General features: G+C 68.1%; 21 protein-coding genes. 17 read left to right on the forward strand and 4 right to left on the reverse strand.

Going from position 1 to position 22,342, the window contains the following annotated elements:
• Nucleotides 1–59: 59 nt before the first annotated feature.
• Nucleotides 60–3,221 carry a valine--tRNA ligase gene (locus Q0L89_RS09600; protein WP_296764322.1) on the reverse strand — a complete coding sequence of 1,054 codons (3,162 nt, stop codon included), beginning with the start codon at nucleotides 3,219–3,221 and terminating at the stop codon, nucleotides 60–62.
• Nucleotides 3,222–3,307: 86 nt separating this feature from the next.
• The gene (locus Q0L89_RS09605) at nucleotides 3,308–3,739 is read right to left on the reverse strand and encodes an Lrp/AsnC family transcriptional regulator (RefSeq protein ID WP_296764324.1); all 432 of its coding nucleotides are present in this window, start codon (nucleotides 3,737–3,739) and stop codon (nucleotides 3,308–3,310) included.
• A 111-nt stretch (nucleotides 3,740–3,850) separates the two neighbouring features.
• On the opposite strand from Q0L89_RS09605, the gene Q0L89_RS09610 reads away from it, so the two are divergent.
• The 6 genes from Q0L89_RS09610 to rnhA all read left to right on the forward strand — a co-directional run bounded on the left by Q0L89_RS09610 (nucleotide 3,851) and on the right by rnhA (nucleotide 10,403).
• On the forward strand, nucleotides 3,851–4,981 hold the full coding sequence (locus tag Q0L89_RS09610; RefSeq protein ID WP_296764327.1) for a type III PLP-dependent enzyme: 1,131 nt from the start codon (nucleotides 3,851–3,853) through the stop codon (nucleotides 4,979–4,981).
• A gap of 61 nt (nucleotides 4,982–5,042) precedes the next feature.
• Nucleotides 5,043–7,349 (forward strand): xanthine dehydrogenase family protein molybdopterin-binding subunit, encoded by a 2,307-nt coding sequence (locus Q0L89_RS09615; protein WP_296764330.1) that lies wholly within the window; start codon nucleotides 5,043–5,045, stop codon nucleotides 7,347–7,349.
• The gene (locus tag Q0L89_RS09620; protein WP_296764407.1) at nucleotides 7,324–8,385 is read left to right on the forward strand and encodes a DUF2235 domain-containing protein; all 1,062 of its coding nucleotides are present in this window, start codon (nucleotides 7,324–7,326) and stop codon (nucleotides 8,383–8,385) included. Before Q0L89_RS09615 ends, Q0L89_RS09620 begins: the two co-directional genes overlap by 26 nt.
• A 100-nt stretch (nucleotides 8,386–8,485) precedes the next feature.
• A complete protein-coding gene (ispH, locus tag Q0L89_RS09625; protein ID WP_296764333.1) occupies nucleotides 8,486–9,436 on the forward strand; it encodes a 4-hydroxy-3-methylbut-2-enyl diphosphate reductase in 951 nt (316 codons plus the stop codon).
• Nucleotides 9,437–9,452: 16 nt separating this feature from the next.
• A complete protein-coding gene (locus Q0L89_RS09630; RefSeq protein WP_296764335.1) occupies nucleotides 9,453–9,905 on the forward strand; it encodes a DUF3429 domain-containing protein in 453 nt (150 codons plus the stop codon).
• 21 nt (nucleotides 9,906–9,926) lie between these two features.
• Nucleotides 9,927–10,403 (forward strand): ribonuclease HI, encoded by a 477-nt coding sequence (rnhA, locus tag Q0L89_RS09635; RefSeq protein WP_296764338.1) that lies wholly within the window; start codon nucleotides 9,927–9,929, stop codon nucleotides 10,401–10,403.
• A gap of 6 nt (nucleotides 10,404–10,409) precedes the next feature.
• Here the strand turns inward: rnhA and cueR are convergent, their stop codons facing one another.
• Together cueR and Q0L89_RS09645 are read right to left on the reverse strand one after the other, a co-directional pair.
• Nucleotides 10,410–10,802 carry a Cu(I)-responsive transcriptional regulator gene (gene cueR, locus Q0L89_RS09640; protein WP_296764340.1) on the reverse strand — a complete coding sequence of 131 codons (393 nt, stop codon included), beginning with the start codon at nucleotides 10,800–10,802 and terminating at the stop codon, nucleotides 10,410–10,412.
• Between the two features lie 86 nt (nucleotides 10,803–10,888).
• Entirely contained in the window at nucleotides 10,889–11,200 is a 312-nt protein-coding gene (locus Q0L89_RS09645; RefSeq protein ID WP_296764343.1) for a hypothetical protein, read from the reverse strand.
• 127 nt (nucleotides 11,201–11,327) lie between these two features.
• Between Q0L89_RS09645 and Q0L89_RS09650 the strand changes: the two genes are divergently transcribed.
• The 11 genes from Q0L89_RS09650 to Q0L89_RS09700 all read left to right on the forward strand — a co-directional run bounded on the left by Q0L89_RS09650 (nucleotide 11,328) and on the right by Q0L89_RS09700 (nucleotide 22,337).
• Entirely contained in the window at nucleotides 11,328–12,101 is a 774-nt protein-coding gene (locus Q0L89_RS09650; RefSeq protein ID WP_296764345.1) for an FCD domain-containing protein, read from the forward strand.
• A gap of 225 nt (nucleotides 12,102–12,326) precedes the next feature.
• Nucleotides 12,327–12,968, forward strand: a complete 642-nt coding sequence (locus Q0L89_RS09655; protein ID WP_296764348.1) for a hypothetical protein — start codon at nucleotides 12,327–12,329, stop codon at nucleotides 12,966–12,968.
• Nucleotides 12,969–13,103: 135 nt separating this feature from the next.
• On the forward strand, nucleotides 13,104–13,760 hold the full coding sequence (locus Q0L89_RS09660) for a 50S ribosomal protein L25/general stress protein Ctc (RefSeq protein WP_296764351.1): 657 nt from the start codon (nucleotides 13,104–13,106) through the stop codon (nucleotides 13,758–13,760).
• Nucleotides 13,761–13,898: 138 nt separating this feature from the next.
• A complete protein-coding gene (pth, locus tag Q0L89_RS09665; RefSeq protein WP_296764353.1) occupies nucleotides 13,899–14,585 on the forward strand; it encodes an aminoacyl-tRNA hydrolase in 687 nt (228 codons plus the stop codon).
• A gap of 264 nt (nucleotides 14,586–14,849) precedes the next feature.
• Nucleotides 14,850–15,227: a DUF2237 domain-containing protein gene (locus Q0L89_RS09670; protein WP_296764356.1), complete on the forward strand. Its 378-nt coding sequence runs from the start codon at nucleotides 14,850–14,852 to the stop codon at nucleotides 15,225–15,227.
• 44 nt (nucleotides 15,228–15,271) lie between these two features.
• Nucleotides 15,272–16,180, forward strand: coding sequence for a LysR family transcriptional regulator (locus Q0L89_RS09675; protein ID WP_296764357.1), 909 nt, complete (start codon nucleotides 15,272–15,274; stop codon nucleotides 16,178–16,180).
• A 112-nt stretch (nucleotides 16,181–16,292) separates the two neighbouring features.
• Nucleotides 16,293–16,769: a formate dehydrogenase subunit gamma gene (locus Q0L89_RS09680; protein WP_296764359.1), complete on the forward strand. Its 477-nt coding sequence runs from the start codon at nucleotides 16,293–16,295 to the stop codon at nucleotides 16,767–16,769.
• Nucleotides 16,766–18,283 (forward strand): NADH-quinone oxidoreductase subunit NuoF, encoded by a 1,518-nt coding sequence (locus Q0L89_RS09685; RefSeq protein ID WP_296764360.1) that lies wholly within the window; start codon nucleotides 16,766–16,768, stop codon nucleotides 18,281–18,283. The genes Q0L89_RS09680 and Q0L89_RS09685 overlap by 4 nt, the downstream gene beginning before the upstream one ends.
• A gap of 121 nt (nucleotides 18,284–18,404) precedes the next feature.
• Nucleotides 18,405–21,296: a formate dehydrogenase subunit alpha gene (gene fdhF / locus Q0L89_RS09690; protein WP_296764363.1), complete on the forward strand. Its 2,892-nt coding sequence runs from the start codon at nucleotides 18,405–18,407 to the stop codon at nucleotides 21,294–21,296.
• Nucleotides 21,297–21,304: 8 nt separating this feature from the next.
• On the forward strand, nucleotides 21,305–22,132 hold the full coding sequence (fdhD, locus tag Q0L89_RS09695; protein ID WP_296764365.1) for a formate dehydrogenase accessory sulfurtransferase FdhD: 828 nt from the start codon (nucleotides 21,305–21,307) through the stop codon (nucleotides 22,130–22,132).
• Nucleotides 22,122–22,337 carry a formate dehydrogenase subunit delta gene (locus Q0L89_RS09700; protein ID WP_296764368.1) on the forward strand — a complete coding sequence of 72 codons (216 nt, stop codon included), beginning with the start codon at nucleotides 22,122–22,124 and terminating at the stop codon, nucleotides 22,335–22,337. Before fdhD ends, Q0L89_RS09700 begins: the two co-directional genes overlap by 11 nt.
• Nucleotides 22,338–22,342: the final 5 nt, after the last annotated feature.

Consider the following 22,342-nt stretch of genomic DNA (forward strand, 5'->3'; position numbering starts at 1 on the left):
GGCGTCGCGCCTGATCACCTGGTCCCGTGGGCCTCGGGGCCCGGCGGGCGCCGCCCCCCTCAGCCGATCTCGGCCAGCCGGGCCAGCGCGGCGTTCAGGCGCGCCTCTTCCTCTTCGCGGGCGGCGAGGTTTTCGCGCGTTTCCTCGACCACCTCGGCAGGGGCGCTTTCGGCGAACTTGGGGTTGTTCAGCCGCCCGCGCAGACCGGCCAGTTCCTTTTCCAGCTTGGCGTGCGCCTTTTGCAGCCGCGCCTTTTCGGCGTCCACGTCGATGACGCCGGCCAGCGGCAGGCCGAAGGTGCCGCCCTCGACCGGCACGGTCACGGTGCCCTTGGGAAAATCGGCGGCCTCGGTCAGGGTGTCGATGCGCGCCAGCTTCGTGATCAGCGCCTCGTTGCGCGCCCACGCGGCGTGCCCGGCTGTGTCGAGATCGGCCACCAGCATCGGTATCTGCAGCCCCGCCGGCACATGCATCTGCGCGCGGGCCGAGCGGATACCCTCGATCAGCGAGATCACCCAGTTCATTTCACGGTCGGCGTCGGCATCGACCAGCTCGGCGCCGTATTCGGGCCACGGGGCCAGCGCCAGCAGCCCGTCGCGCCGGGTGGTGACCTGCCACAGCTCTTCGGTGACGAAGGGCATGATCGGGTGCAGCAGGATCAGGCACTGGTCCAGCACCCATGCCATCGTGGCGCGCGTCTCGGCCTGGTCTTCGGCGCTGCCATCCATCAGCAGGGGCTTGGAAAATTCCACGTACCAGTCGCAGACCTTGCCCCAGACAAACGCGTACAGTGAATTGGCCGCGTCGTTGAACCGGTAGGCGGTGAGCGCTGCGTCCACTTCCTCGCGGATGCGCCCGACCTCGCCGATGATCCAGCGGTTGACGGTGCGGCTGGCCGCGGGCGGCGTGGGCGCGGGGGCGTGGCCCTCGTAGACGCCATTCATCTCGGCAAAGCGGGTGGCGTTCCATATCTTGGTGCCGAAGTTGCGGTAGCCGGCGATGCGGTCTTTCGACAGTTTCAGGTCGCGCCCCATGGCCGCCATCGCGGTGAGGGTAAAGCGCACCGCGTCGGCGCCGTAGTCGTCGATCAGCTCGATCGGGTCCAGCACGTTGCCCAGGGATTTGGACATCTTCTTGCCGGTCTCGTCGCGGACAAGGGCATGGACGTAAACGGTATGGAACGGCTTTTGCCCGACCACGGCGTATTGCATCATCATCATCCGGGCGACCCAGAAGAAGATGATGTCGAACCCGGTGATCAGCACATCGGTGGGGAAATACTTGCGCAGTGCCTCGGTGTCCTCGGGCCAGCCCAGCGTACCGATGGGCCAGAGGCCGGAGGAGAACCAGGTGTCGAGGACGTCGGGGTCGCGGGTCAAACCAATTGTAGTGCGCTCGGATTCCGGATCACCGACCCAACCAGACCCTCTAGACGGCGGATTGGCTTGTGGGCGGCCTGCACTATCAGGCTCAGAGAGTATGAAACCATCATCAAAAATAACGTCGATAGTCGCGTGAGGGGTTGTCTTTTTGTGGAAAGCCTTTGCTTTTTCGGCCACTTCGGCTTCACTCGAAGCACAAAACTCGTTTCCATACAGGTCATACCAAACCGGCACCTGGTGGCCCCACCAGAGCTGGCGCGAGATGCACCATGGCTCGATGTTCTCAAGCCAGTGCAGGTAAACCTTGCGGTCCTGGTCGGGCATGATCGTGACGTCGCCGCCGGTCACCGCATCAATCGCGGGCTGCACGATCTGCGCGGTGTCCACGAACCACTGGTCGGTCAGCATCGGCTCGATCACCACCTTCGAGCGGTCGCCGAAGGGCTGCATGATGGGCTTGGCTTCGACCAGCGGCACCATGGTCACGTCATCCCCGGCAAAGCCGTCATCCCCGACTTGATCGGGGATATCCTGATCCCGGGATCCTCGGGTCGCGCCCGAGGATGACGTGGCGGCGGCGGGGCGAGATCCTCCGGTCGAGCCGGAGGATGACGGGGGATGGTCGGCCGAGGATGACGGCATCATCACGGCCAGCCCCTCGGCGGTGATCTCCTCGACGACCTTGCGGCGCGCCTCGAATCGGTCCAGCCCGCGCAGGTGATCGGGCACCAGGTTGAGCGTATCCACCTCCTGCGCGGTGAATTCGGCGCCCTCGGCGATCTGTTGCGCGCGCTTGGCACAGTCGGCATAAGGCGCGCCGTCGTCGCGCATGTGCGCCTTCGTGTCCATCAGACGGTACATCGGGATGTTTGCGCGCTCGGCCACGGCATAGTCGTTGGCATCATGCGCGCCGGTGATCTTGACCGCGCCCGAGCCGAAATTCGGGTCGGGGTAGTCATCGGTGATGATCGGGATCAGGCGGCGGTGTTCCTTCGGGCCGACCGGAATTTCGCACAGCTTGCCGACGATGGGCGCATAGCGCGCGTCCGACGGGTGGACCGCCACCGCGCCGTCGCCCAGCATCGTCTCGGGGCGCGTGGTGGCGATGGAGATGTAATCGCGTTCTTCGCGGAAGATCACGTTGCCGTCTTCATCTTTCTCCAAATACTCATAGGTCTCGCCGCCCGCCAAGGGGTACTTGAAATGCCACATGTGCCCCGGCACCTCGACATTCTCGACCTCGAGATCGGAAATGGCGGTCTCAAAGTGCGGATCCCAGTTGACCAGCCGCTTGCCGCGATAGATCAGCCCCTTGTTGTACATGTCCACGAAGACGCGGATCACCGCGTCGTGGAAATTGCCCTCTTCGCCCGCCGGCGCGCCGGGTGCGCCGGACATGGTGAAGGCGTTGCGCGACCAGTCGCACGAGGCCCCCAGCCGCCGGAGCTGGTTGATGATGGCGCCGCCCGATTCCTGTTTCCATTCCCAGACCTTCGCGAGGAACTCTTGCCGCGTGAAATCGGTGCGCCGCTTGCCTTCCTTGGCGAGGTCGCGTTCCACCACCATCTGCGTGGCGATGCCGGCGTGGTCCTGCCCCGGCTGCCACAGGGTGTCGAAGCCGCGCATCCGGTGCCAGCGGGTCAGGATGTCCTGAAGCGTGTTGTTGAAGGCGTGCCCCATGTGCAGGCTGCCGGTCACGTTGGGCGGCGGGATCATGATGCAGAAGGTCTCGGCGCCATCGCGCGCGCCGGCGCCGGCCTTGAACGCGCCGGCCTCTTCCCACGCCTTGTAAAGCCGCGCCTCGGCCTCGGCCGCGTCGAATGTCTTTTCCATCGCCATGGTGCCTGGTCCCGCTGATCCGTTTGCGCCCCCGTCTAGCGAATTGGCGGGCCAAGGGAAAGCCGGTTGTCGCGGCCTGTCCGGGGTCAGGCGCGGTCGAGCTTGGTGCTCAGGTGAATGAGCGATTCCGACGAGCGCACGCCCTTCGCCTCGCCGATCCGGTCGAGCGTCTCATCGAGGGCCGCGGTGCTGTCGGCGGCCAGTTCCACGATCATGTCGAACCGGCCCGAGGCGGTGTGCACGCGCTTGACCTGCGACAGGGTTTTCAGCCGCGCCAGCACCGCGGCGCCGGCGCGCGGTTCGACCGACAGCAGCGCCGTGGCGTGCAGCGGCGGGCGCGCCTGCGCGCCGCGGCGCAGGGTGTAGCCGGCGATGGCGCCGCCGGCTTCCAGCCGGTCGATGCGGGCCTGAACGGTGGTGCGCGCCAGCCCCAGCCGCCGCGCCAGAGTGGCCACCGGCAGGCGGGCATTTTCGGCCAGAAGGGCCATCAGTGCCGCATCGGTTTCGTCGGTTTGCATTATCACCCCGTCATAATGTGTCACATCCCTGTCAATATAGACAAGGTGACGACAGGAATCGACAGCATTTCGCCCCAGACTGGAGAAAACGAGCAGCAGGAGACCCCGAACATGCGCGCAGAGCCCCTTTGGCGTGACCCCCTGACCCACCTGGCCCGCGTGCGGCCCGACACGGCGGTGATGTATTTCTGCCCGGCGGTGTTGCAGGCCAACGCGCGGCGGTTCCGGGCCGGGTTCGACGGGTTGGTAACCTACGCGGTCAAGGCCAACCCGCGCGCCGAGGTGCTGGAAAACCTCGCCGCCGCCGGGGTGCGCGCCTTTGACGTGGCCTCGCCGGCCGAGATGCGCGCGGCGCGCGCGGCCTGTCCCGACGCGGTGCTGCACTACAATAACCCCGTGCGCTCGCCCGACGAGGTGGCAGCGGGCGTGGCGCTTGGGGTGGCATCGTGGTCGGTCGATTGCGCGGCCGAGTTGGACAAGCTGGCCGATGTGCCGCGCACCGCCGAAGTGAGCGTGCGCCTGGCGCTGCCGGTCAAGGGCGCGGCCTATGACTTCGGCGACAAGTTCGGCGCCAACCCCGAGGCGGCCGAGAAATTGCTGGCCCGCGTGGCGGAGATGGGGTTCACCCCGGCGATGACCTTCCACCCCGGCACCCAGTGCGCCGATCCGTCCGCCTGGGCGGCCTATGTCGCGGCCTGCGCCGACGTGGCCTGCCGCGCCGGCGTGCGGCTGGCGCGGCTCAACGTCGGTGGCGGCTTTGCCGCGCATCGCGCCGGCGCCGATGCGCCGGACCTCGACGCCATTTTCACCCGTATCCGCGCGGCGGTGGACGCGGCCTTTGGCGCCGATGCGCCGGCGCTGGTGTGCGAGCCGGGCCGCGCCATGGTGGCCGAGGCGTTCACCCTGGCTGCGCGCGTCAAGGCGCGGCGCCCGGGCGGGGCGGTGTTCATCAACGACGGCATCTATGGCGGGCTGTCCGAAATGCGCGACCTCGCGCAGGGCGACCGGATCACCGTGCACGCGCCCGACGGCGCCCCGCGCCGGGGCGCCCCGCAGCCACGCGTGGTGTTCGGACCGACCTGCGACAGCCTCGATCGGCTGCCCGACCCGGTGGCCCTGCCGGGCGACGTGGCCGACGGCGACTACCTGCTGTTCCACGGGCAGGGGGCCTATTCGCTGGCGCTTGCCACCGGGTTCAACGGCTATGGCCCGGGCGATCCGATCACTGTCGGCCGGCTGTGATCCACTGGACAGTGCCGCACGGTGAGCTAGGGTGCGCCCGAGACAGCGAATGGGGCGCATCATGGAAAAATTCGGCAAAAGCCAGCCAATCACGCGGATCGAGGACCAGCGATTCCTGACCGGGCATGGCGAATACGTGGACGATATCGCGCCTGCGGGCGCGCTGCACGCGCTTGTTTTCCGCTCGCCGGTGGCGCACGGGCGGATCACGGCGCTTGACGTGGGTGCCGCGCGCGACGCCGAGGGCGTGCACATGGTCGTCACCGCCGCCGATCTCGACGCCGCCGGCATCACCGCCGGCATCTGGGGCATCACGATTGAAAACCGCGACGGCACCCCCGCCGCCGGCCCCGAGCGGCCGATCCTGGCACGCGACCGGCTGCGCCATGTCGGCGAACCCGTCGCGGTGGTCATCGCCGAAACGCTGGACCATGCGCGCGACGCCGCCGAGCTGATCGAACTGGATTATGACGATCTGCCCGCCAAGCTGGGCCTTGCGCCGGGGGGCGAGGCGATTCACCCCGACGCGGCGCCCGACAACCGCGCCTTTGACTGGGCGATGGGGGACGAGGCCGCCTGCGCATCGGCGCTGGAGCGCGCCGCGCACGTGGTGCGCATGCAGGTGGACGACAACCGCGTGATCGTGAACTCGATGGAACCACGCGGCTGTTTCGCCGAATGGCAGGGCGGGCGGCTGCACCTGTCGTTCAACGGGCAGGGCGTGTGGGGGCCCAAGGCGCAGATCGCGCGCGTCCTGGGTCTTGACCGCGACCAGGTGCGCGTGACCAACCCCGATGTCGGCGGCGGCTTCGGGATGAAGGCGCCGCCCTACAACGAGTATTTCGTCGTCGCCCACGCCGCGCGCGCGCTGGGCCGGCCGGTGCGCTGGATGTCCGAGCGCACCGAGGCGATGCTGAGCGATCACGCCGGCCGCGACCTGACCCACGAGGTGATGATGGGCTTCGACGCCGATCACCGGATCACCGGCTACCGGGTGGACTCGCGCTGTAACCTGGGCGCCTACAACAGCAATTTCGGCCAGATCATCCAGACGACGCTGTTTTCCAAGGTGATGATGGGCACCTACGACGTGCAGGACACGTTCCTGCATGTCGAAGGGTACTACACCAACACCACGCAGGTGGATGCCTATCGCGGCGCCGGTCGGCCCGAGGCGATCTATCTGCTGGAGCGCGTCATGGACATGGCCGCGCGCGAACTGGGCGTCGATCCGTGGGAGTTGCGCCGGCGCAACTTCATCCCGGCCGATGCCTTTCCATATGTCAGCGCCACCGGCGAAACCTACGACGTGGGCGATTTCGCCCGCGTTCTGAACCACGCCGAAGCCGCCGCCGACCGTGACGGGTTCGAAGCCCGGCGCGCGGCCAGCGCCGCGCGGGGGCGGCTGCGCGGCATGGGGCTGGCCTATTACATCGAAAGCATCCTGGGCGATCCGTCCGAGGGCGCCAAGGTGGAATTCGGCGCTGACGGCACCGCCACGATCTATGTCGGCACGCAAAGCAACGGGCAGGGGCATGAAACCGTCTATGCGCATTTCCTGTCGGATCAGACCGGCATCCCGCCCGATCGCATCCGCGTGGTACAGGGCGATTCGGACCTGATCGAAAAGGGCGGCGGCACCGGCGGGTCACGCTCGGTCACCGTGCAGGCCAACGCCACGCTGGCCACGGTCGATGTGATGGTCGCTGCCTTCACCCCTTACCTGGCCGAGAAACTGGGCGTGGATGAAAGCGCCGTCAGCTTCGACCATGAGACTTTTCGCGCGCCCGGATCGAACCTGACGCCGACGCTGCTGGAGGCGGCGCAGATGGCCCTTGCCGACGGGCGCACTGACCTTCTGGTGCACGAGGCGCGCGCCACCCTGCCGGCGCGCAGCTACCCCAACGGCGCCCATGTGGCCGAGGTGGAAGTGGACCCCGATACCGGCAAGGTCACGCTCGACCGCTACACGGTCGTGGACGATTTCGGCAACCTCATCAACCCGCTGCTGGCCGAGGGGCAGGTGCATGGCGGGGTGGCGCAGGGCGTGGGCCAGGCCCTTACCGAACACACGGTATTCGACGAGGACGGGCAGTTGCTCACGGCAACGTTCATGGACTACGCCATGCCGAGGGCCGATGATCTGCCGATGATCGGTTTCGCGACCGAACCCGTGCCCTCGACCGCCAACCCGATGGGAATGAAGGGCTGCGGCGAGGCCGGCACCGTGGGCGCGATGGCAGCCACCGCCAACGCGGTGCTCGATGCGCTGTGGGCGCGCGGGGTACGCCGGGCGGACATGCCGTTCACGCCGTCGCGCGTTTGGGAGATGCTCAATGAAGATGGAACGCCTCAGGCGGCTGAGTAAGAGCTTTCTCGAATGGGTCCGCCCCGGGCAGCGCGCGGGGCACACGCCGCTGTCCGAGAGGCGCGGGTCGCAGACCCACGTCATCATCCTCGATGGCACCATGTCGACGCTGGAGCCCGGCGACGAAACCAATGCCGGGCTGACCTACAAGCTGCTGTGCGAGGCGCGCCCGGCGCTGTCGCTTTACTACGAGGCGGGGCTGCAATGGTGCGACTGGCGCACCACCCATCACGTCATGATGGGGCGCGGCATCAACCAGCAGATCCGGCGCGCCTACGGTTTCCTTGCCAGCCGCTATCGGCCCGGGGACCGGATTTTCCTGATGGGGTACTCGCGCGGCGCCTACGCGGTGCGCTCGCTGGCGGGGATGATCGACCGGGTCGGCCTGCTGCGCGCCACGTGCGCGACCGAACGTAACATCCGCCAGACCTATCGGCTCTACGCCGCGCCGGGCAAGACCGACCAGGCGCGCGCCTTCGCCGGCGGCCGCTGCCACGCCCACGTTCCGATCGAAGCGGTCGCGGTGTGGGACACGGTCAAGGCGCTGGGGCTGCGGCTGCCGTTCCTGTGGGAACGCTCGGCGCGCAACCACGCCTTTCACAACCACCACCTGGGGCCGTCGATCCTGCACGGCTTCCACGCCCTGGCGCTGGACGAGACGCGCGAGGTCTTCGACCCGGTGCTGTGGGAATGCCCGCCGGAGTGGGAAGGCGATGTGCGCCAGGTCTGGTTTACCGGCACCCATGGCGATATCGGCGGGCACCTGGGCGGCTACACCCCGGCGCGGCCGCTGGCCAACATCGCGCTGGTGTGGATGCTGGAGCGGATGGAGGAATGCGCGCTGCCGCTGCCCGAGGGCTGGTGCGGGCGCTTTCCCACCGACCCGGATGCGCCCAGCGTCGGCACCTGGCGCGGCTGGGGCAAGCTGTTCTGGTTGCGCAAACGGCGGGTGGTGGGGCGCGACATGTCCGAGCGCCTGCATGAAACCGTGCGTGGCCACCCGGCGGCGCGCGCTGCGCTGGGCGTGACCGCGTGATCCCCGCGGCGACGTCCAGCCCCCGGCAAACACGCGCGTGCGCCGGGGGCTGGACGCGCGGCGCGCTTCGTCTTACCTGTGGCGCCGACAGGAGACGCCAATGACCACACCGCCCCTCGACCTTTTCCTTGCCGCGCCGCGCGGCTTTTGCGCCGGCGTCGACCGCGCCATCAAGATCGTCGAGATGGCGCTGGAGAAATGGGGCGCCCCCGTCTACGTGCGCCACGAGATCGTGCACAACCGTTTCGTCGTCGACCGGCTGCGCGACCTGGGCGCGGTTTTTGTCGAGGAACTGTCAGACTGCCCCGACGACCGCCCGGTGATCTTTTCCGCCCACGGGGTGCCGAAATCGGTGCCCTCGCAGGCGCAGGCACGCAACATGGTCTATGTCGATGCCACCTGCCCGCTGGTCAGCAAGGTGCATATCGAGGCCGAGCGCCATCATCAGTCGGGCCTTCAGATCATCATGATCGGCCATGCCGGCCACCCTGAAACCATCGGCACGACCGGGCAACTGCCACCGGGCGAAGTGCTGCTTGTCGAAACCCCCGAGGACGTGGCGCGCGTCGACGTGCGCGACCCCGAAAAACTGGCCTTCGTCACCCAGACCACGCTGTCGGTCGACGATACCGCCGATATCGTCGCGGCGCTGCGCGCGCGGTTCCCGCGCATCGTCGGCCCGCACAAGGAAGACATCTGCTACGCCACCACCAACCGGCAGGAGGCGGTCAAGGCGATGGCGCCGCGCATCGACGCGATGCTGGTGGTGGGGGCGCCGAATTCGTCCAATTCACGGCGGCTGGTCGAGGTCGCCGCGCGCGCCGGCTGCGGGTACGCGCAGCTTGTCCAGCGCGCCGCCGATATCGACTGGCGCGCGCTCGACGGCATGCGCAGTCTTGGCCTGACCGCCGGCGCCTCGGCGCCCGAGGAATTGGTGGACGAGGTGATCGCGGCGCTGCGCACCCGCTACGAGGTAACGGTGCACGAGGTCGAGACCGCCACCGAAAACGTCGAATTCAAGGTGCCGCGCGCGCTGCGCGCGCCGGCCTGAGCAGGAGGGCACGGCCATGCGCGCCATCCCCGCCTCGGCGCTGGCCCTCGGGCTGGCGGGTCTGATCCCGTTCATCTGGTCGGCGGTCAGCGGGCTGGTGCCCGACCTGGGGCTGTGGACGGCGCGCACCATCGGGCCGCGCTTTGCCGGGCCGTACGTGGGGCTGGCCTATGGCACGGTGATCCTTTCGTTCATGTCCGGCGTCCTGTGGGGCTTTGCCACCCGCGCCAGCGGCCAGGTGGCCGCCAGCGGCTACGCGCTGTCGGTGATCCCGGCGCTGTGGGCGTTCCTGATGGTCGGCGGCGGGCCGGTCAGTGCGGGCATGAACCTGATGTTCGGGTTCGGCGGCGTGCTGGGGCTGGACTGGCTGTTCTGGCGTCACGGGCTGGCGCCGCCATGGTGGATGCACCTGCGCGTGCCGCTGACCGCGGTGAGCGTGGCTTGCCTGGCCGCCAACGTGTTCTTCTGAAACCCTTGCCGGAGGCCGCCCATGCCCCATGACCTGATCGCCTATACCGACGGGGCGTGCTCCGGCAATCCCGGGCCCGGGGGCTGGGGTGTGCTGATGCAGGCGCGCGAGGGCGACCGCGTGGTGAAAGAGCGCGCGCTTTCGGGCGGCGAGGTGGCGACCACCAACAACCGGATGGAGCTGCTGGCGGCGATCAACGCGCTGGAAAGCCTCGCGCGGCCGTCGGCGATCACCATCATCACCGACAGCACCTATGTGCGCAACGGCGTCACCGGCTGGATCCACGGCTGGAAGCGCAACGGCTGGAAGACATCGGCCAAGAAGCCGGTCAAGAATGTCGAGCTGTGGCAGCGTCTGGATGCGGCGCAGGCGCGCCACGACGTGACCTGGGAATGGGTCAAGGGCCATGCCGGCCACCCGGAAAACGAGCGCGCCGACGAATTGGCGCGCGCCGGCATGGCGCCGTTCAAACCCGCGCGCGGCGCCGGGGCGGGCTGAGGCCGCTCAGCGCGTCTTGCCGGCCAGGTCGGCCAGGATCGGGCAATCGGGGCGCGCGTCGCCCGCGCAGGCCTCGACCAGATGCGACAGGGTGTCGTGCATCGCCCGCAGATCGGCGATCTTGGCCTCGATTCGCGCCATGTGTTCGCGCGCGATCGCCTTCACATCGGCGCTGGCGCGGCTGTCGTCCTCGTAAAGCGCCAGCAGGGTGCGGCATTCCTCGATGCTGAACCCCAGCGCCCGCGCCCGGCCCAGAAAGCGCAGCTTGTGCAGGTCGCTGTCGCGAAACCGGCGATAGCCGTTGTCGCCACGCAGCGGCGTGATCAGCCCGATCTGTTCGTAGTAGCGGATCGTCTTGGCCGGCAGGCCCGACAAACGCGCGACATCGCCGATATTCATCCGCGGCCCCTTTCATTTCTCTCCCGATACCATGTGACAAAGGTGGCCAACAGCGCCGGGTCAACCCCTGCGCGCCGCTGCCCGGCTCAATAAGCCCCCGAATCGGCCGCGTCGCAGTCGAGAATGCCCAGGATCAGCGCCTGGTCGCCGCGCAACCCGCGCACGCGACAGCCGGTCATCCGTGCCATCGCGACGCCGGCCCGCGCTGCCACCGGGCCCAACCGCGGCGCGTATTGCGGGTTGACCCGCACCGCTTCCACCAGCCGCCCGCGACGGCGCAGATCGAAGGTGCTGCCGCCCACCGTCATCCGCACCGGCGCGACGGCACTGAAATACGGGCTGGGCGCGTCACAGCCCGCCAGTAGCAGCCAAACCAACACCATGCCCTTGCGAACCATGGCTCAGCCTGCACGCGCGGGCGTAAACGCCGGGTTAACCCGTCTGGCGCGGCGGTGCGAAACGCGGTTGCCGCCCCGGCGCGGCCTGCCTATTGTTCTTGGCGCCATGAACCGACCCGGAGACCCGATGCCGTTTCGCAAAATCCAGCCCGAGAAGCTTTCGCTCGCCGTGTCGCGCCAGATCGAGCTGCTGATCCTGCGCGGCATCCTGCGCCCCGGCGAACGCCTCCCCGCCGAGCGGGACCTGGCAGAGCGGCTGGGCGTCTCGCGCCCGTCCCTGCGCGAGGCGGTGGCCGAACTACAGGACAAGGGCCTGCTGACATCGCGCGCGGGCGCGGGCATCTACGTGGCCGACGTGCTGGGCGGGGCCTTCTCGCCGGCGCTGGTGCGGCTGTTCTCGGCCCATGACGAGGCGGTGTTCGACTACATCTCGTTTCGCCGCGACATGGAGGGGCTGGCCGCCGAACGCGCCGCCAAGCTGGCCTCGGATACCGACCTGCGCGTCATCCAGACCGTATTCGACAAGATGGAAGCCGCCCATGCCAAGCGCAACCCGGCCGACGAGGCGCGGCTCGACGCCGATTTCCACCTGTCGATCATCGAGGCCAGCCACAACATCATCATGCTGCACATGATGCGCTCGATGTACCAGTTGCTGCGCGAGGGCGTGTTCTACAACCGCCAGGTCATGTTCAAGCAGCGCACCACCCGCGACATGCTGCTCGACCAGCACCGCGCCATCAACGACGCGCTGCAGGCGCGCGACCCGGCCGCCGCGCGCGCCGCGGTGGAGGCCCACCTGACTTACGTCGAACGCGCCCTCGCCGACCAGCAAACCGCCGATCGCAACGAGGAAATCGCGCACCAGCGCCTCGATCACGAAAAGCTCAGGCGTACTTGACCGCCCCCGGTTTCACCTTTGCGTAAATACTCCCGCCGGAGGCTCCCGCACCCGCCACGGGTCCAGCCTCATGCAGCGGCGCGGCGCCTTGACCGCAAACCCGAGCCGGCGCCCGCCGGGCGACGGCGAGACGCCCTGTGCGCGGCCCCCGGCCGCGCGCCGCTGTCTCGACCCCGGCCAGACGGCGACAGGGCTTGATGCCGCGCCGCCGCGCGGGCAGTCTGAATGAAAATCCCGGGGGCCACCCAAGTGCTGATTTTCGTCGATGCAAATCTGACCTTCTTCGCGGTGCCCAAGACCGGCAGCACCGCCTATCATGTGTCGCTGCGCGGGCGTGCCGACATCGTGCTGGCGCACAAGGGCTACCTCAAGCACATGAGCGCCCGTGCCTACGAGCGCCACTTCGCCCCCTGGCTCGACCAGGCGCACGGGCTGCGCCCGGCGCGTGCCGCGGTGGTGCGCGATCCGCTCGATCACCTGCGCAGCTGGTACCGCTACCGCCACCGCCCCGAACGTCGCGGCACCCCGCGCAGCGCCGCGGATGTCGATTTCGACAGTTTCGTGCTGGCCGCGATCGCCGACGACCCGCCGCGCTATGCCGCCGTGGGCAGCCAGTACGCCTTTCTCGCCGGCGACGACGGTGCGGTGCGCTTCGAGCACCTCTTCGCCTATGAAAAGCTGGGTGTTTTCCACCGCTTCATGGAAGAGCGTCTAGGCCGTGACATCGAGCTGTCGTGGCGCAACGTCTCGCCCACCGTCGACACGCCGATCAGCCCGGACGTCGAGGCGCGCCTGCGCGCCGCGCGAGCGGCCGATTTCGATCTGCACGCGCGGATCATGGCCGCCGGGGGGCATCTTCTGGGCTGAGCGGGGCGCGCGGCGATGACCGCGAAAAATCGGCTGCCGCCCTCTTTCCAACCCGGCGGCGTTGGTCTATACGCGCAGCCTTGACGCGGGCATACAGCCTTGGAGGATGCCCGCCCCAATCTTATGGAGACTGACATGGCTGGAGAAATTCCTGATCTTCACGCCCAGGAACGCACGGGGACGGGCAAGGGCGCCGCTCGTGCAGCGCGCCGCGCGCATCTGGTTCCGGGTATCGTATTCGGTGGCGACAACGATCCGCTGCCCATCAACATCCCCTACAACGCCCTCATCAAGCGGCTCAAGGACGGGCGCTTCAAGTCGACCCTGTTCAACCTCAAGGTCGAGGGGCACGAGGACGTGCGGGTGATCTGCCGCGAAGTGCAGCGCGACGTGGTCAAGGACCTGCCCACGCATGTCGACCTGCTGCGCCTGCGCCGCACGACCAAGATCAATCTCTACATCCATGTCGAATTCACCGGCGAGGAAGATTGCCCCGGCCTGAGCAAGGGCGGCGTTCTGACCGTGGTGCGCCCCGAGGTGGAGCTGCGCGTCACCGCCGGCGACATTCCCGAAAGCATCACCGTGGACCTGTCGCAATGCGAGATCGGCGATACCGTCACCATTTCCGACGTCGAGTTGCCCAAGGGCGCCAAGCCGACCATCGACCGCGATTTCGTGATCGCCAACGTCTCGGCACCGTCCAGCCTGCGTTCGGCGGATGACGAAGAGGAAGAAGGCGAAGAGGCCGAGGCCGAGACCGCCGAAGACAGCGGCGAGAGCAGCGAAGACTGACGCCTCGTCGATCCCGTCGGTCGGGAGATATCGGAGGGCGCGGCGCCGGAGGCGGCACCGCGCCCTTTTTCCTGCGCCGTTGAGGTTGCCGCGCGACCGCGCTAGGACTGTCGCGGTACAAGGCAGGGGAATGCGCGCATGCTGATCTTCGCGGGGCTGGGCAATCCGGGCGCGAAATACGCGGCCAACCGGCACAACATCGGTTTCATGGCGGTTGACAGGATCGCCGCCGATCACGGCTTCGGGCCGTGGCGCGCGCGCTTTCAGGGCCTGGTGACCGAGGGCCGCCTGGGCGACGAAAAGGTGGTGTTGCTCAAGCCACAGACGTTCATGAACCTCTCGGGCCAGTCGGTGGGCGAGGTGGCGCGCTTCTACAAGCTGCCCGCCGAGAACGTGATCGTGTTCCACGACGAACTGGACCTGGCGCCGGGCAAGGTGCGGGTCAAGCGTGGCGGCGGGCACGCGGGCCACAACGGGTTGCGCTCGATCCAGGCACATATCGGCGCCGGTTTCGCGCGCGTGCGTCTGGGCATCGGTCATCCCGGCCACAAGGACGCGGTGGCGCACTACGTGCTGCACGATTTCGCCCGCGCCGACCAGGACTGGCTGGATGACCTGATGCGCGGCATTAGCGACGGCGCCGCCGACCTGGCAAAGGGCGACAACGGTCGATTCCTGAATGCCGTGGCCCGTCGCGTCGCCCCGCCGCGGCCTTCGAAACCCGGGGCGGAAAAGCCCGCAGAGAAACGGGACGCATCCGACGCGCCCCCTGACCCGCCAGACGACCGCTCGCCCCTGCAAAGGCTGAGGGACAGGTTTCGATGACCCGTCCGTGACCCTGCGGCAGGGCACCGATCAGGCATCTGGATTTTCGCCGCGCCCGCCGTCATTGTGTGCCGGGGCGGTCGCAAGGGAAACACCGTGCGCCGAATGACGAAACTGCGGCCTCGGCGCTTGTTGATCCTCGTGATCGCTACCATTGCCGCCGACCGGAAGTTCCGCGAGGATGGCTGGTGGAGGAAAACATACGCATCTTTCGGCTGATCGCCGAAAGCGTCTGAGGGCCGCAGCAACAGGCAGGGACGTGCAATGATCGAAAAGGATGATCCGGTGAACGTTCTGGGCACGCCGTTGCAGCCCTGCTCCAACGCGCCGCGCACCGGGTTCTTTCGCGACGGGCACTGCAACACCTGCGCCGAGGATACAGGCCGCCACACCGTCTGCGCCGTGATGACGGCCGAGTTCCTGGCCTATTCGAAATACGTCGGCAACGACCTGAGCACCCCGCGCCCGGAATTCGGCTTCGACGGCCTGCGCGCCGGTGACCGCTGGTGCCTGTGCGCGGCGCGATTCCTGCAAGCGCACGAAGAGGGGTGCGCGCCGCGGGTGCTGCTGCCGGCGACCCACCGCGCGACGCTGGATATCGTGCCGATCGAGGTATTGCGCGCCAACGCCCTTCCCGAATAGCCGATTTACATTGAAATGCCGCGCTCCGGTGGTATCGGTTTGACATGATAGCAAAGCTGGAAATGTTCCTGGCGCTGGCGAAAGAGCAGCATTTCGGCCGCGCAGCCGCCAGCCTTGGTGTCACCCAGCCGACGCTTTCGACCGGCATCCGCCAGCTCGAGGACCAACTGGGCGTCAAACTGGTGCAGCGCGGGTCGCGCTATGGCGGGCTGACGCCCGAGGGCCAGCGCGCGCTGGTCTGGGCGCGCCAGATCGTCGGCGACGTGCGCATGCTGCGCGACGAGATGCGCCAGACCGGCAAGGGGCTGTCGGGGCATCTGCGGCTGGCGGTGATTCCGACGGCGCTGACATGGGCCTCGCGGCTTGCGGCCGGGTTCAACCAGCGCCACCCGAACGTGGATTTCACCATCCTGTCGCGGACCTCGGCCGAGATCCTGACGATGCTGGAAAACCTCGATATCGACGCCGGGCTGTCCTATCTCGACAACGAGCCCCTGGGCCGGGTTTCGACCGCGCTTCTCTACCGCGAGCATTACACGCTGGTCTGCCACCCCGATCACCCGCTGGCCGGGCGCGACACGGTGGGCTGGGCGGACCTGGCCGACCTCAAGCTGTGCATGCTGACCCCGGACATGCAGAACCGCCGCATCATCAACAAGAACTTCATGGATGCCGGGGTGGCGCCGCAGGCGCGGATGGAGTCGAACTCGACCGTGGTGCTGGTTTCGCACGTTTCGCATGGCGACTGGGCGACGATCCTGCCGTTCGACTTGGCGCGGTTCCTGACCGCGGGCAAGCCGCTGCGGGTGATCCCCATCGTGCAGGCGGGCGCGGGCCACGCCGTGGGGTTGGTGGCGCCTTATCGCGAGCCGCACACCCCGGTGCTGCGGGCGCTGCTGGCCGAGGCCGGGCAGGTCGCGCGCGATGGTCCGGCCGCCGCGGCCGGCGATTGAGAAAATCGCGCGTTTCTGATAGGCTACTCCTATCAATCAACGGAAACTCGATATTGAATCGGCGCGCGATTTCGGCCACGGGGGACAGGCACAGCAACGACTGGGGGGCGATATGCGCCAGCACCTGCCGCAGCCATCCGCCGGGGACATCCAGCCCCTGATCGACCGTCACCTCGCGCAGGAGGGGCCGCTCTTGCCGATCCTGCACAGCGTGCAGGATGCGTTCGGCCACGTCCCGGAGGCGGCGGTGCCGATGATTGCCGAGGCGCTCAACATCACCGCGGCCGAGGTCCACGGAGTGCTGAGTTTCTACCACGATTTCCGCGACGTGCCCGCCGGCCACCATGTGGTGAAAATCTGCCGCGCCGAGGCCTGCCAGGCGATGGGCGGCGCGGCGCTGGCCGACGCGGCGCTGGCGCGCGCCGGTGTTGCCTGGCACGGCACCAGCGCCAACGGCGCGGTGACGATCGAGCCGGTATACTGCCTGGGGCTTTGCGCCTGCGGGCCGGCGGCGATGGTCGATGACCGGCTGGTGGGCCGCATGGACGCGGCGCAGATTGACGCGATCCTGACGGAGGCCGGGGCATGAAGATCTACGTTCCCCTCGACAGCGCCGCCAAGGCACTGGGCGCCGACGAGGTGGCCGAGGCGATCCGCGCTGCGGCCCGGTCGTGCGATATGGACGTACAGGTTGTACGCAACGGCTCGCGCGGGATGGTGTGGCTGGAGCCGCTGGTCGAGGTCGAGCGCGACGGTGTGCGCCTGGCCTATGGCCCGGTGAGCGTGGCCGACGTGCCCGCGATACTGGACGGCAGCGCCGAGACGCTGGGCCCGGTCGAGGACATCCCCTTTTTCGCCCGCCAGACGCGGCTGACCTTCGCGCGCTGCGGGGTGATCGACCCGCTGGACCTGGACGACTACGCCGCCCATGGCGGGCTTGCCGGGCTGCGCCGGGCGCTGGATGCGGACCCGGCCGCCATCGTGCAGGACGTCACCGACAGCGGCCTGCGCGGGCGCGGCGGCGCGGGATTTCCAACCGGCATCAAGTGGAAAACCGTGCATGACACCCCGGCGGCGCAGAAATACATCGTCTGCAACGCCGACGAGGGCGACAGCGGCACCTTCGCCGACCGCATGATCATGGAGGGCGATCCGTTCAGCCTGATCGAGGGCATGGCGATCGCCGGGCGCGCGGTCGGGGCAACCAGGGGCTATGTCTACCTGCGCAGCGAATACCCGGTGGCCATCGCGGTGATGAATGCCGCTATCGACACCGCCCGCGACGCCGGCCTGCTGGGCGATGATGTGCTGGGCTCGGGTGTCGCTTTTGACATGGAAATCCGTGTTGGCGCAGGGGCTTACGTATGTGGCGAGGAAACGTCGCTGCTCAACTCGATGGAAGGCAAGCGGGGCGTGGTGCGGCCCAAGCCACCGCTGCCGGCGATCGAGGGGTTCATGGGCCGGCCGACGGTTGTCAACAACGTGCTCAGCCTGGCCACGGTGCCGGTGATCTTCGAGCGCGGCGCGGCGCATTACGCCGATTTCGGGCTGGGCCGCTCAAAGGGCACGATCCCGGTGCAGATCGCCGGCAACGTCAAACATGGCGGGCTGTTCGAGACCGCCTTCGGCATGGCCCTGGGCGAGTTGGTCAACGACATCGCCGGCGGCACCGCGACGGGGCGGCCGGTGAAGGCGGTGCAGGTGGGCGGCCCGCTGGGTGCCTATTTCGTGCCGGACGAGTTCGACACGCCGTTTGGCTACGAGGAATTCGACGGGGCTGGCGGGCTCATCGGGCACGCCGGGGTGGTGGTGTTCGACGATAGCACCGACATGGCGCAGATGGCGCGCTTGGCAATGGAATTCTGCGCCGTGGAAAGCTGCGGCAAGTGTACGCCGTGCCGGATCGGGGCGGTGCGGGGCGTCGAGACCATCGACCGCATCGTCGCGGGCGATGCGGCGGCGGCCGGCCTGTTGAGCGATCTGTGCGAGACGATGACCGATGGCTCGCTGTGCGCGCTGGGGGGCTTCACGCCCTACCCGGTGATGTCGGCGCTGCGCCATTTCCCGGATGATTTCGGCCTCCACCGGGAGGCGGCGGAATGACCGGGCCGAGCGGTTTCGCCGCCTGCGGCGGCGACCGTCCGGGGGGCGCTGCCCCCCGGACCCCCCGGGATATTTCCGGCCAGAAGAAGGCCGGGACAGCAGATGCACGAAAGGTTCTGTCATGAAGGATTTCATCATCCCCGACGACCGCGACATGGGCACCCCGGCCAGACAGGGCGCGCCGGTTACGCTGACGGTTGACGGCTTTGCCGTGACGGTGCCGGAAGGGACTTCGGTGATGCGTGCGGCGGCCGAGGCGGGGTTGCAGATACCCAAGCTGTGCGCCACCGACAGCGTCGAGGCGTTCGGGTCGTGCCGGCTGTGCGTGGTCGAGATCGAGGGACGGCGCGGCACGCCCGCCTCGTGTACCACGCCGGTGGCGCCGGGAATGGTGGTGCGCACCCAGTCCGACAAGGTGCGCAAGATCCGCACCGGCGTGATGGAGCTTTATATCTCCGACCACCCGCTTGATTGCCTGACCTGCGCGGCCAACGGCGATTGCGAACTGCAGGACATGGCCGGCATGGTGGGGTTGCGCGACGTGCGCTACGAGGCACCGCAATCGGGCGGCCTGACCAACCATTTCGAGGCGCGCAGCGGCGGCGAGGCCAACCCGCAATGGATGCCCAAGGACGACTCGAACCCCTATTTCACCTATGACCCCAGCAAGTGCATCGTCTGTTCGCGCTGCGTGCGCGCGTGCGAAGAGGTCCAGGGCACTTTCGCGCTGACAATCCAGGGGCGCGGTTTCGAGAGCCGCGTGAGCGCCGGCGCGATGGGCGACGATTTCCTGTCGTCGGACTGCGTGAGCTGCGGCGCCTGCGTGCAGGCCTGTCCGACCGCAACCTTGCAGGAAAAATCGGTGATCGAACTGGGCACGCCGGAACGGTCGGTGGTGACCACCTGCGCCTATTGCGGGGTCGGCTGTTCGTTCAAGGCCGAACTCAACGGCGACCAGGTGGTGCGCATGGTGCCCTACAAGGGCGGCAAGGCCAACCGCGGGCATAGCTGCGTCAAGGGGCGGTTCGCCTATGGCTATGCCGCGCACAAGGACCGCATCCTGGGCCCGATGATCCGCGAGTCGATCGACGAGCCCTGGCGCGAGGTCGGCTGGAACGAGGCGCTGGAATTCGCCGCGAACAAGCTGCGCGGCTTGCAGGAAGAGTACGGGCGCCGCTCAATCGGGGTGATCACGTCGAGCCGCTGCACCAACGAGGAAACCTACCTGGTGCAGAAACTGGCGCGGCAGGTGTTCGCCAACAACAACACCGATACCTGCGCGCGGGTGTGCCACTCACCCACCGGTTACGGGCTGGGCCAGACCCTGGGCACCAGTGCCGGAACGCAGGATTTCGACAGCGTCGAGCAGACCGACGTGGTGATCGTGATCGGCGCCAACCCCACCGACGCGCACCCGGTATTCGCCAGCCGCCTGAAAAAGCGGCTGCGCGCGGGGGCAAAGGCGATCGTCATCGACCCGCGGCGCATCGACCTGGTGAAATCGGCGCATATCGAGGCGTCGCATCACCTGGCCTTGCGCCCCGGCACAAACGTGGCGGTAGTCACCGCGATGGCGCATGTCATCGTCACCGAAGGGCTGATGGACGAGGCCTTCATCCGGGAGCGCTGCGACTGGGACGAGTTCGCCGAATATGCCGAATTCGTCAGCGACCCGCGCCACAGCCCCGAGGCGACCGAGGCACTGACCGGCGTGCCCGCGGACGAGTTGCGCGCGGCGGCGCGGCTTTATGCCACTGGCGGTAACGGGGCGATCTATTACGGGCTCGGTGTGACCGAGCACAGCCAGGGGTCGACCACCGTGATCGGCATCGCCAACCTTGCCATGATGACCGGCAACGTGGGCCGGCCCGGCGTGGGTGTGAACCCGCTCAGGGGGCAGAACAATGTGCAGGGGTCGTGCGACATGGGCAGCTTCCCGCATGAATTGCCGGGCTACCGCCATGTCAAGAACGCCGACGTGCGCGCGGTGTTCGAATCGCTCTGGGGGGTCGAGATCGACCCCGAGCCGGGCCTGCGCATCCCCAACATGCTGGATGCCGCGGTAGATGGCAGCTTCAAGGGGCTCTACTGCCAGGGCGAGGACATCCTGCAATCGGACCCCGACACCAAGCACGTCGCCGCCGGGTTGGCGGCGATGGAATGCGTCATCGTGCATGACCTGTTCCTCAACGAGACGGCCAATTACGCCCATGTGTTCCTGCCCGGCTCGACCTTCCTGGAAAAGGACGGCACCTTCACCAATGCCGAGCGGCGCATCAACCGCGTGCGCAAGGTGATGGCGCCGCGCAGCGGCTATGCCGACTGGGAAGTGACGCAGTTGCTGGCCAATGCCATGGGCGGCGACTGGAGCTACGATCACCCCGGCCAGATCATGGACGAGATCGCGGCCACCACGCCCAGCTTTTCCGGCGTTAGCTACGACCTCTTGGAGGAAGTTGGCTCGGTTCAGTGGCCCTGCAACGAGGCGCACCCCGAGGGTACGCCGCTGATGCACGTCGACGGTTTCGTGCGCGGCAAGGGGCGGTTCATCGTGACCGAGTACGTCGCCACCGAAGAGCGGACCGGGCCGCGCTTTCCGCTGTTGCTGACGACCGGGCGGGTCTTGTCGCAGTACAACGTCGGCGCCCAGACCCGGCGTACCGAGAACGTGATCTGGCACGAAGAGGACGTGCTGGAAATTCACCCCCACGACGCCGAATTGCGCGGCATCAAGGACGGCGACTGGGTCAGGCTGAACAGCCGCACCGGCGACACCGCGCTGCGCGCCCGGGCAACCGACCGGGTCAGTCCCGGCGTCGTCTACACCACCTTCCACCACCCCGATACGCAGGCCAACGTGGTCACCACCGATTTCAGCGACTGGGCCACCAACTGCCCCGAATACAAGGTGACCGCGGTGCAGGTGAGCCTGTCGAACGGGCCTACCGACTGGCAGGAGGATTACGCTGCGCAGGCCGCGCGCGCGCGCCGCATCCTGCCGGCGGCGGAGTAGGGCGCGCCATGACACGCTATCCCGCCAGCCGCAGCATGGCCGGCCTGTCGGTCAGGCCGGGCGACGAGCGCCGGATCACCCGCACGCTGCCCGAGGAAGTGCCGGTGGCGATGGTCTATGACGGCACCACCCAGGCGGTGATGATGGCTACCCCGGCGGACATCGCCGACTTCGCCACCGGGTTTTCGCTGACCGAGGGGATCGTGACCGACCTCGCGCAGATCGCCGACTTCGAACAGGTCGCGCACGACCATGGGATCGAGGCGCGCATCTGGCTGCGCGGCGGGCGCGGCGCGGCGCTGGCCGCGCGGCGGCGACAGATGGCCGGGCCGGTGGGTTGTGGGCTGTGCGGGATCGACAGCCTTGAACAGGCGGTGCGCCCGCTGCCGCATGTGGGCCGGGACGGCCCGACGCCGGCCGCGTCGGACCTGGCGCAGGCGGTGGAGGCGCTGCGCGACAGCCACCAGCCGCTGCACGATCAGACCAATGCCGTTCATGCCGCCGGGTTCTACCGCCCCGGCGCGGGCATCGTCGCCGCGCGCGAGGACGTGGGCCGCCACAACGCGCTCGACAAGGTGATCGGGGCGTTGGCACGCGAGGGGCACGACCCCGCGCAGGGTGCCTTCGTGTTGACCAGCCGCGTCTCGGTCGAGATGGTGCAGAAATGCGCCATGGCCCGCTGCTCGCTGCTGGTGGCGGTCTCGGCGCCCACGGCCCATGCCCTGCGCCTGGCCCAAGCGGCGGGCATCACCGTGGCCGCCTTCGTCCGCGGTGGCGGGATCGAGGTCTATTCCCACGAAAACCGCATCAAGAGGGGAACGCACGATGTCGCCTGAGAAAATGGTCCACATGGCCAACCAGATTGCCATCTTCTTCGAAAGCCAGCCCGGGGAAGGGCAGGCCGAAAAGGTGGCCGATCACCTCAACGATTTCTGGGAGCCGCGGATGCGCGCGCAACTTCTGGACCATATCGCCGCGGGCGGCGAGGGGCTGCACCCGCTGGTGCTGGATGGCGCCGACAAGCTGCGCGCGCCGGCGTGACCCGG

It is taken from the genome of Sediminimonas sp. (assembly GCF_024637375.1).
Lineage (GTDB): Bacteria > Pseudomonadota > Alphaproteobacteria > Rhodobacterales > Rhodobacteraceae > Sediminimonas.

Coding starts and splice junctions, on each gene's coding strand:
- Q0L89_RS09600 (WP_296764322.1), bottom strand. CDS start 3,221: ATGGCGATGGAAAAGACATTCGACGCGGCCGAGGCCGAGGCGCGGCTT.
- Q0L89_RS09605 (WP_296764324.1), bottom strand. CDS start 3,739: ATGCAAACCGACGAAACCGATGCGGCACTGATGGCCCTTCTGGCCGAA.
- Q0L89_RS09610 (WP_296764327.1), top strand. CDS start 3,851: ATGCGCGCAGAGCCCCTTTGGCGTGACCCCCTGACCCACCTGGCCCGC.
- Q0L89_RS09615 (WP_296764330.1), top strand. CDS start 5,043: ATGGAAAAATTCGGCAAAAGCCAGCCAATCACGCGGATCGAGGACCAG.
- Q0L89_RS09620 (WP_296764407.1), top strand. CDS start 7,324: ATGGAACGCCTCAGGCGGCTGAGTAAGAGCTTTCTCGAATGGGTCCGC.
- ispH (WP_296764333.1), top strand. CDS start 8,486: ATGACCACACCGCCCCTCGACCTTTTCCTTGCCGCGCCGCGCGGCTTT.
- Q0L89_RS09630 (WP_296764335.1), top strand. CDS start 9,453: ATGCGCGCCATCCCCGCCTCGGCGCTGGCCCTCGGGCTGGCGGGTCTG.
- rnhA (WP_296764338.1), top strand. CDS start 9,927: ATGCCCCATGACCTGATCGCCTATACCGACGGGGCGTGCTCCGGCAAT.
- cueR (WP_296764340.1), bottom strand. CDS start 10,802: ATGAATATCGGCGATGTCGCGCGTTTGTCGGGCCTGCCGGCCAAGACG.
- Q0L89_RS09645 (WP_296764343.1), bottom strand. CDS start 11,200: ATGGTTCGCAAGGGCATGGTGTTGGTTTGGCTGCTACTGGCGGGCTGT.
- Q0L89_RS09650 (WP_296764345.1), top strand. CDS start 11,328: ATGCCGTTTCGCAAAATCCAGCCCGAGAAGCTTTCGCTCGCCGTGTCG.
- Q0L89_RS09655 (WP_296764348.1), top strand. CDS start 12,327: ATGAAAATCCCGGGGGCCACCCAAGTGCTGATTTTCGTCGATGCAAAT.
- Q0L89_RS09660 (WP_296764351.1), top strand. CDS start 13,104: ATGGCTGGAGAAATTCCTGATCTTCACGCCCAGGAACGCACGGGGACG.
- pth (WP_296764353.1), top strand. CDS start 13,899: ATGCTGATCTTCGCGGGGCTGGGCAATCCGGGCGCGAAATACGCGGCC.
- Q0L89_RS09670 (WP_296764356.1), top strand. CDS start 14,850: ATGATCGAAAAGGATGATCCGGTGAACGTTCTGGGCACGCCGTTGCAG.
- Q0L89_RS09675 (WP_296764357.1), top strand. CDS start 15,272: ATGATAGCAAAGCTGGAAATGTTCCTGGCGCTGGCGAAAGAGCAGCAT.
- Q0L89_RS09680 (WP_296764359.1), top strand. CDS start 16,293: ATGCGCCAGCACCTGCCGCAGCCATCCGCCGGGGACATCCAGCCCCTG.
- Q0L89_RS09685 (WP_296764360.1), top strand. CDS start 16,766: ATGAAGATCTACGTTCCCCTCGACAGCGCCGCCAAGGCACTGGGCGCC.
- fdhF (WP_296764363.1), top strand. CDS start 18,405: ATGAAGGATTTCATCATCCCCGACGACCGCGACATGGGCACCCCGGCC.
- fdhD (WP_296764365.1), top strand. CDS start 21,305: ATGACACGCTATCCCGCCAGCCGCAGCATGGCCGGCCTGTCGGTCAGG.
- Q0L89_RS09700 (WP_296764368.1), top strand. CDS start 22,122: ATGTCGCCTGAGAAAATGGTCCACATGGCCAACCAGATTGCCATCTTC.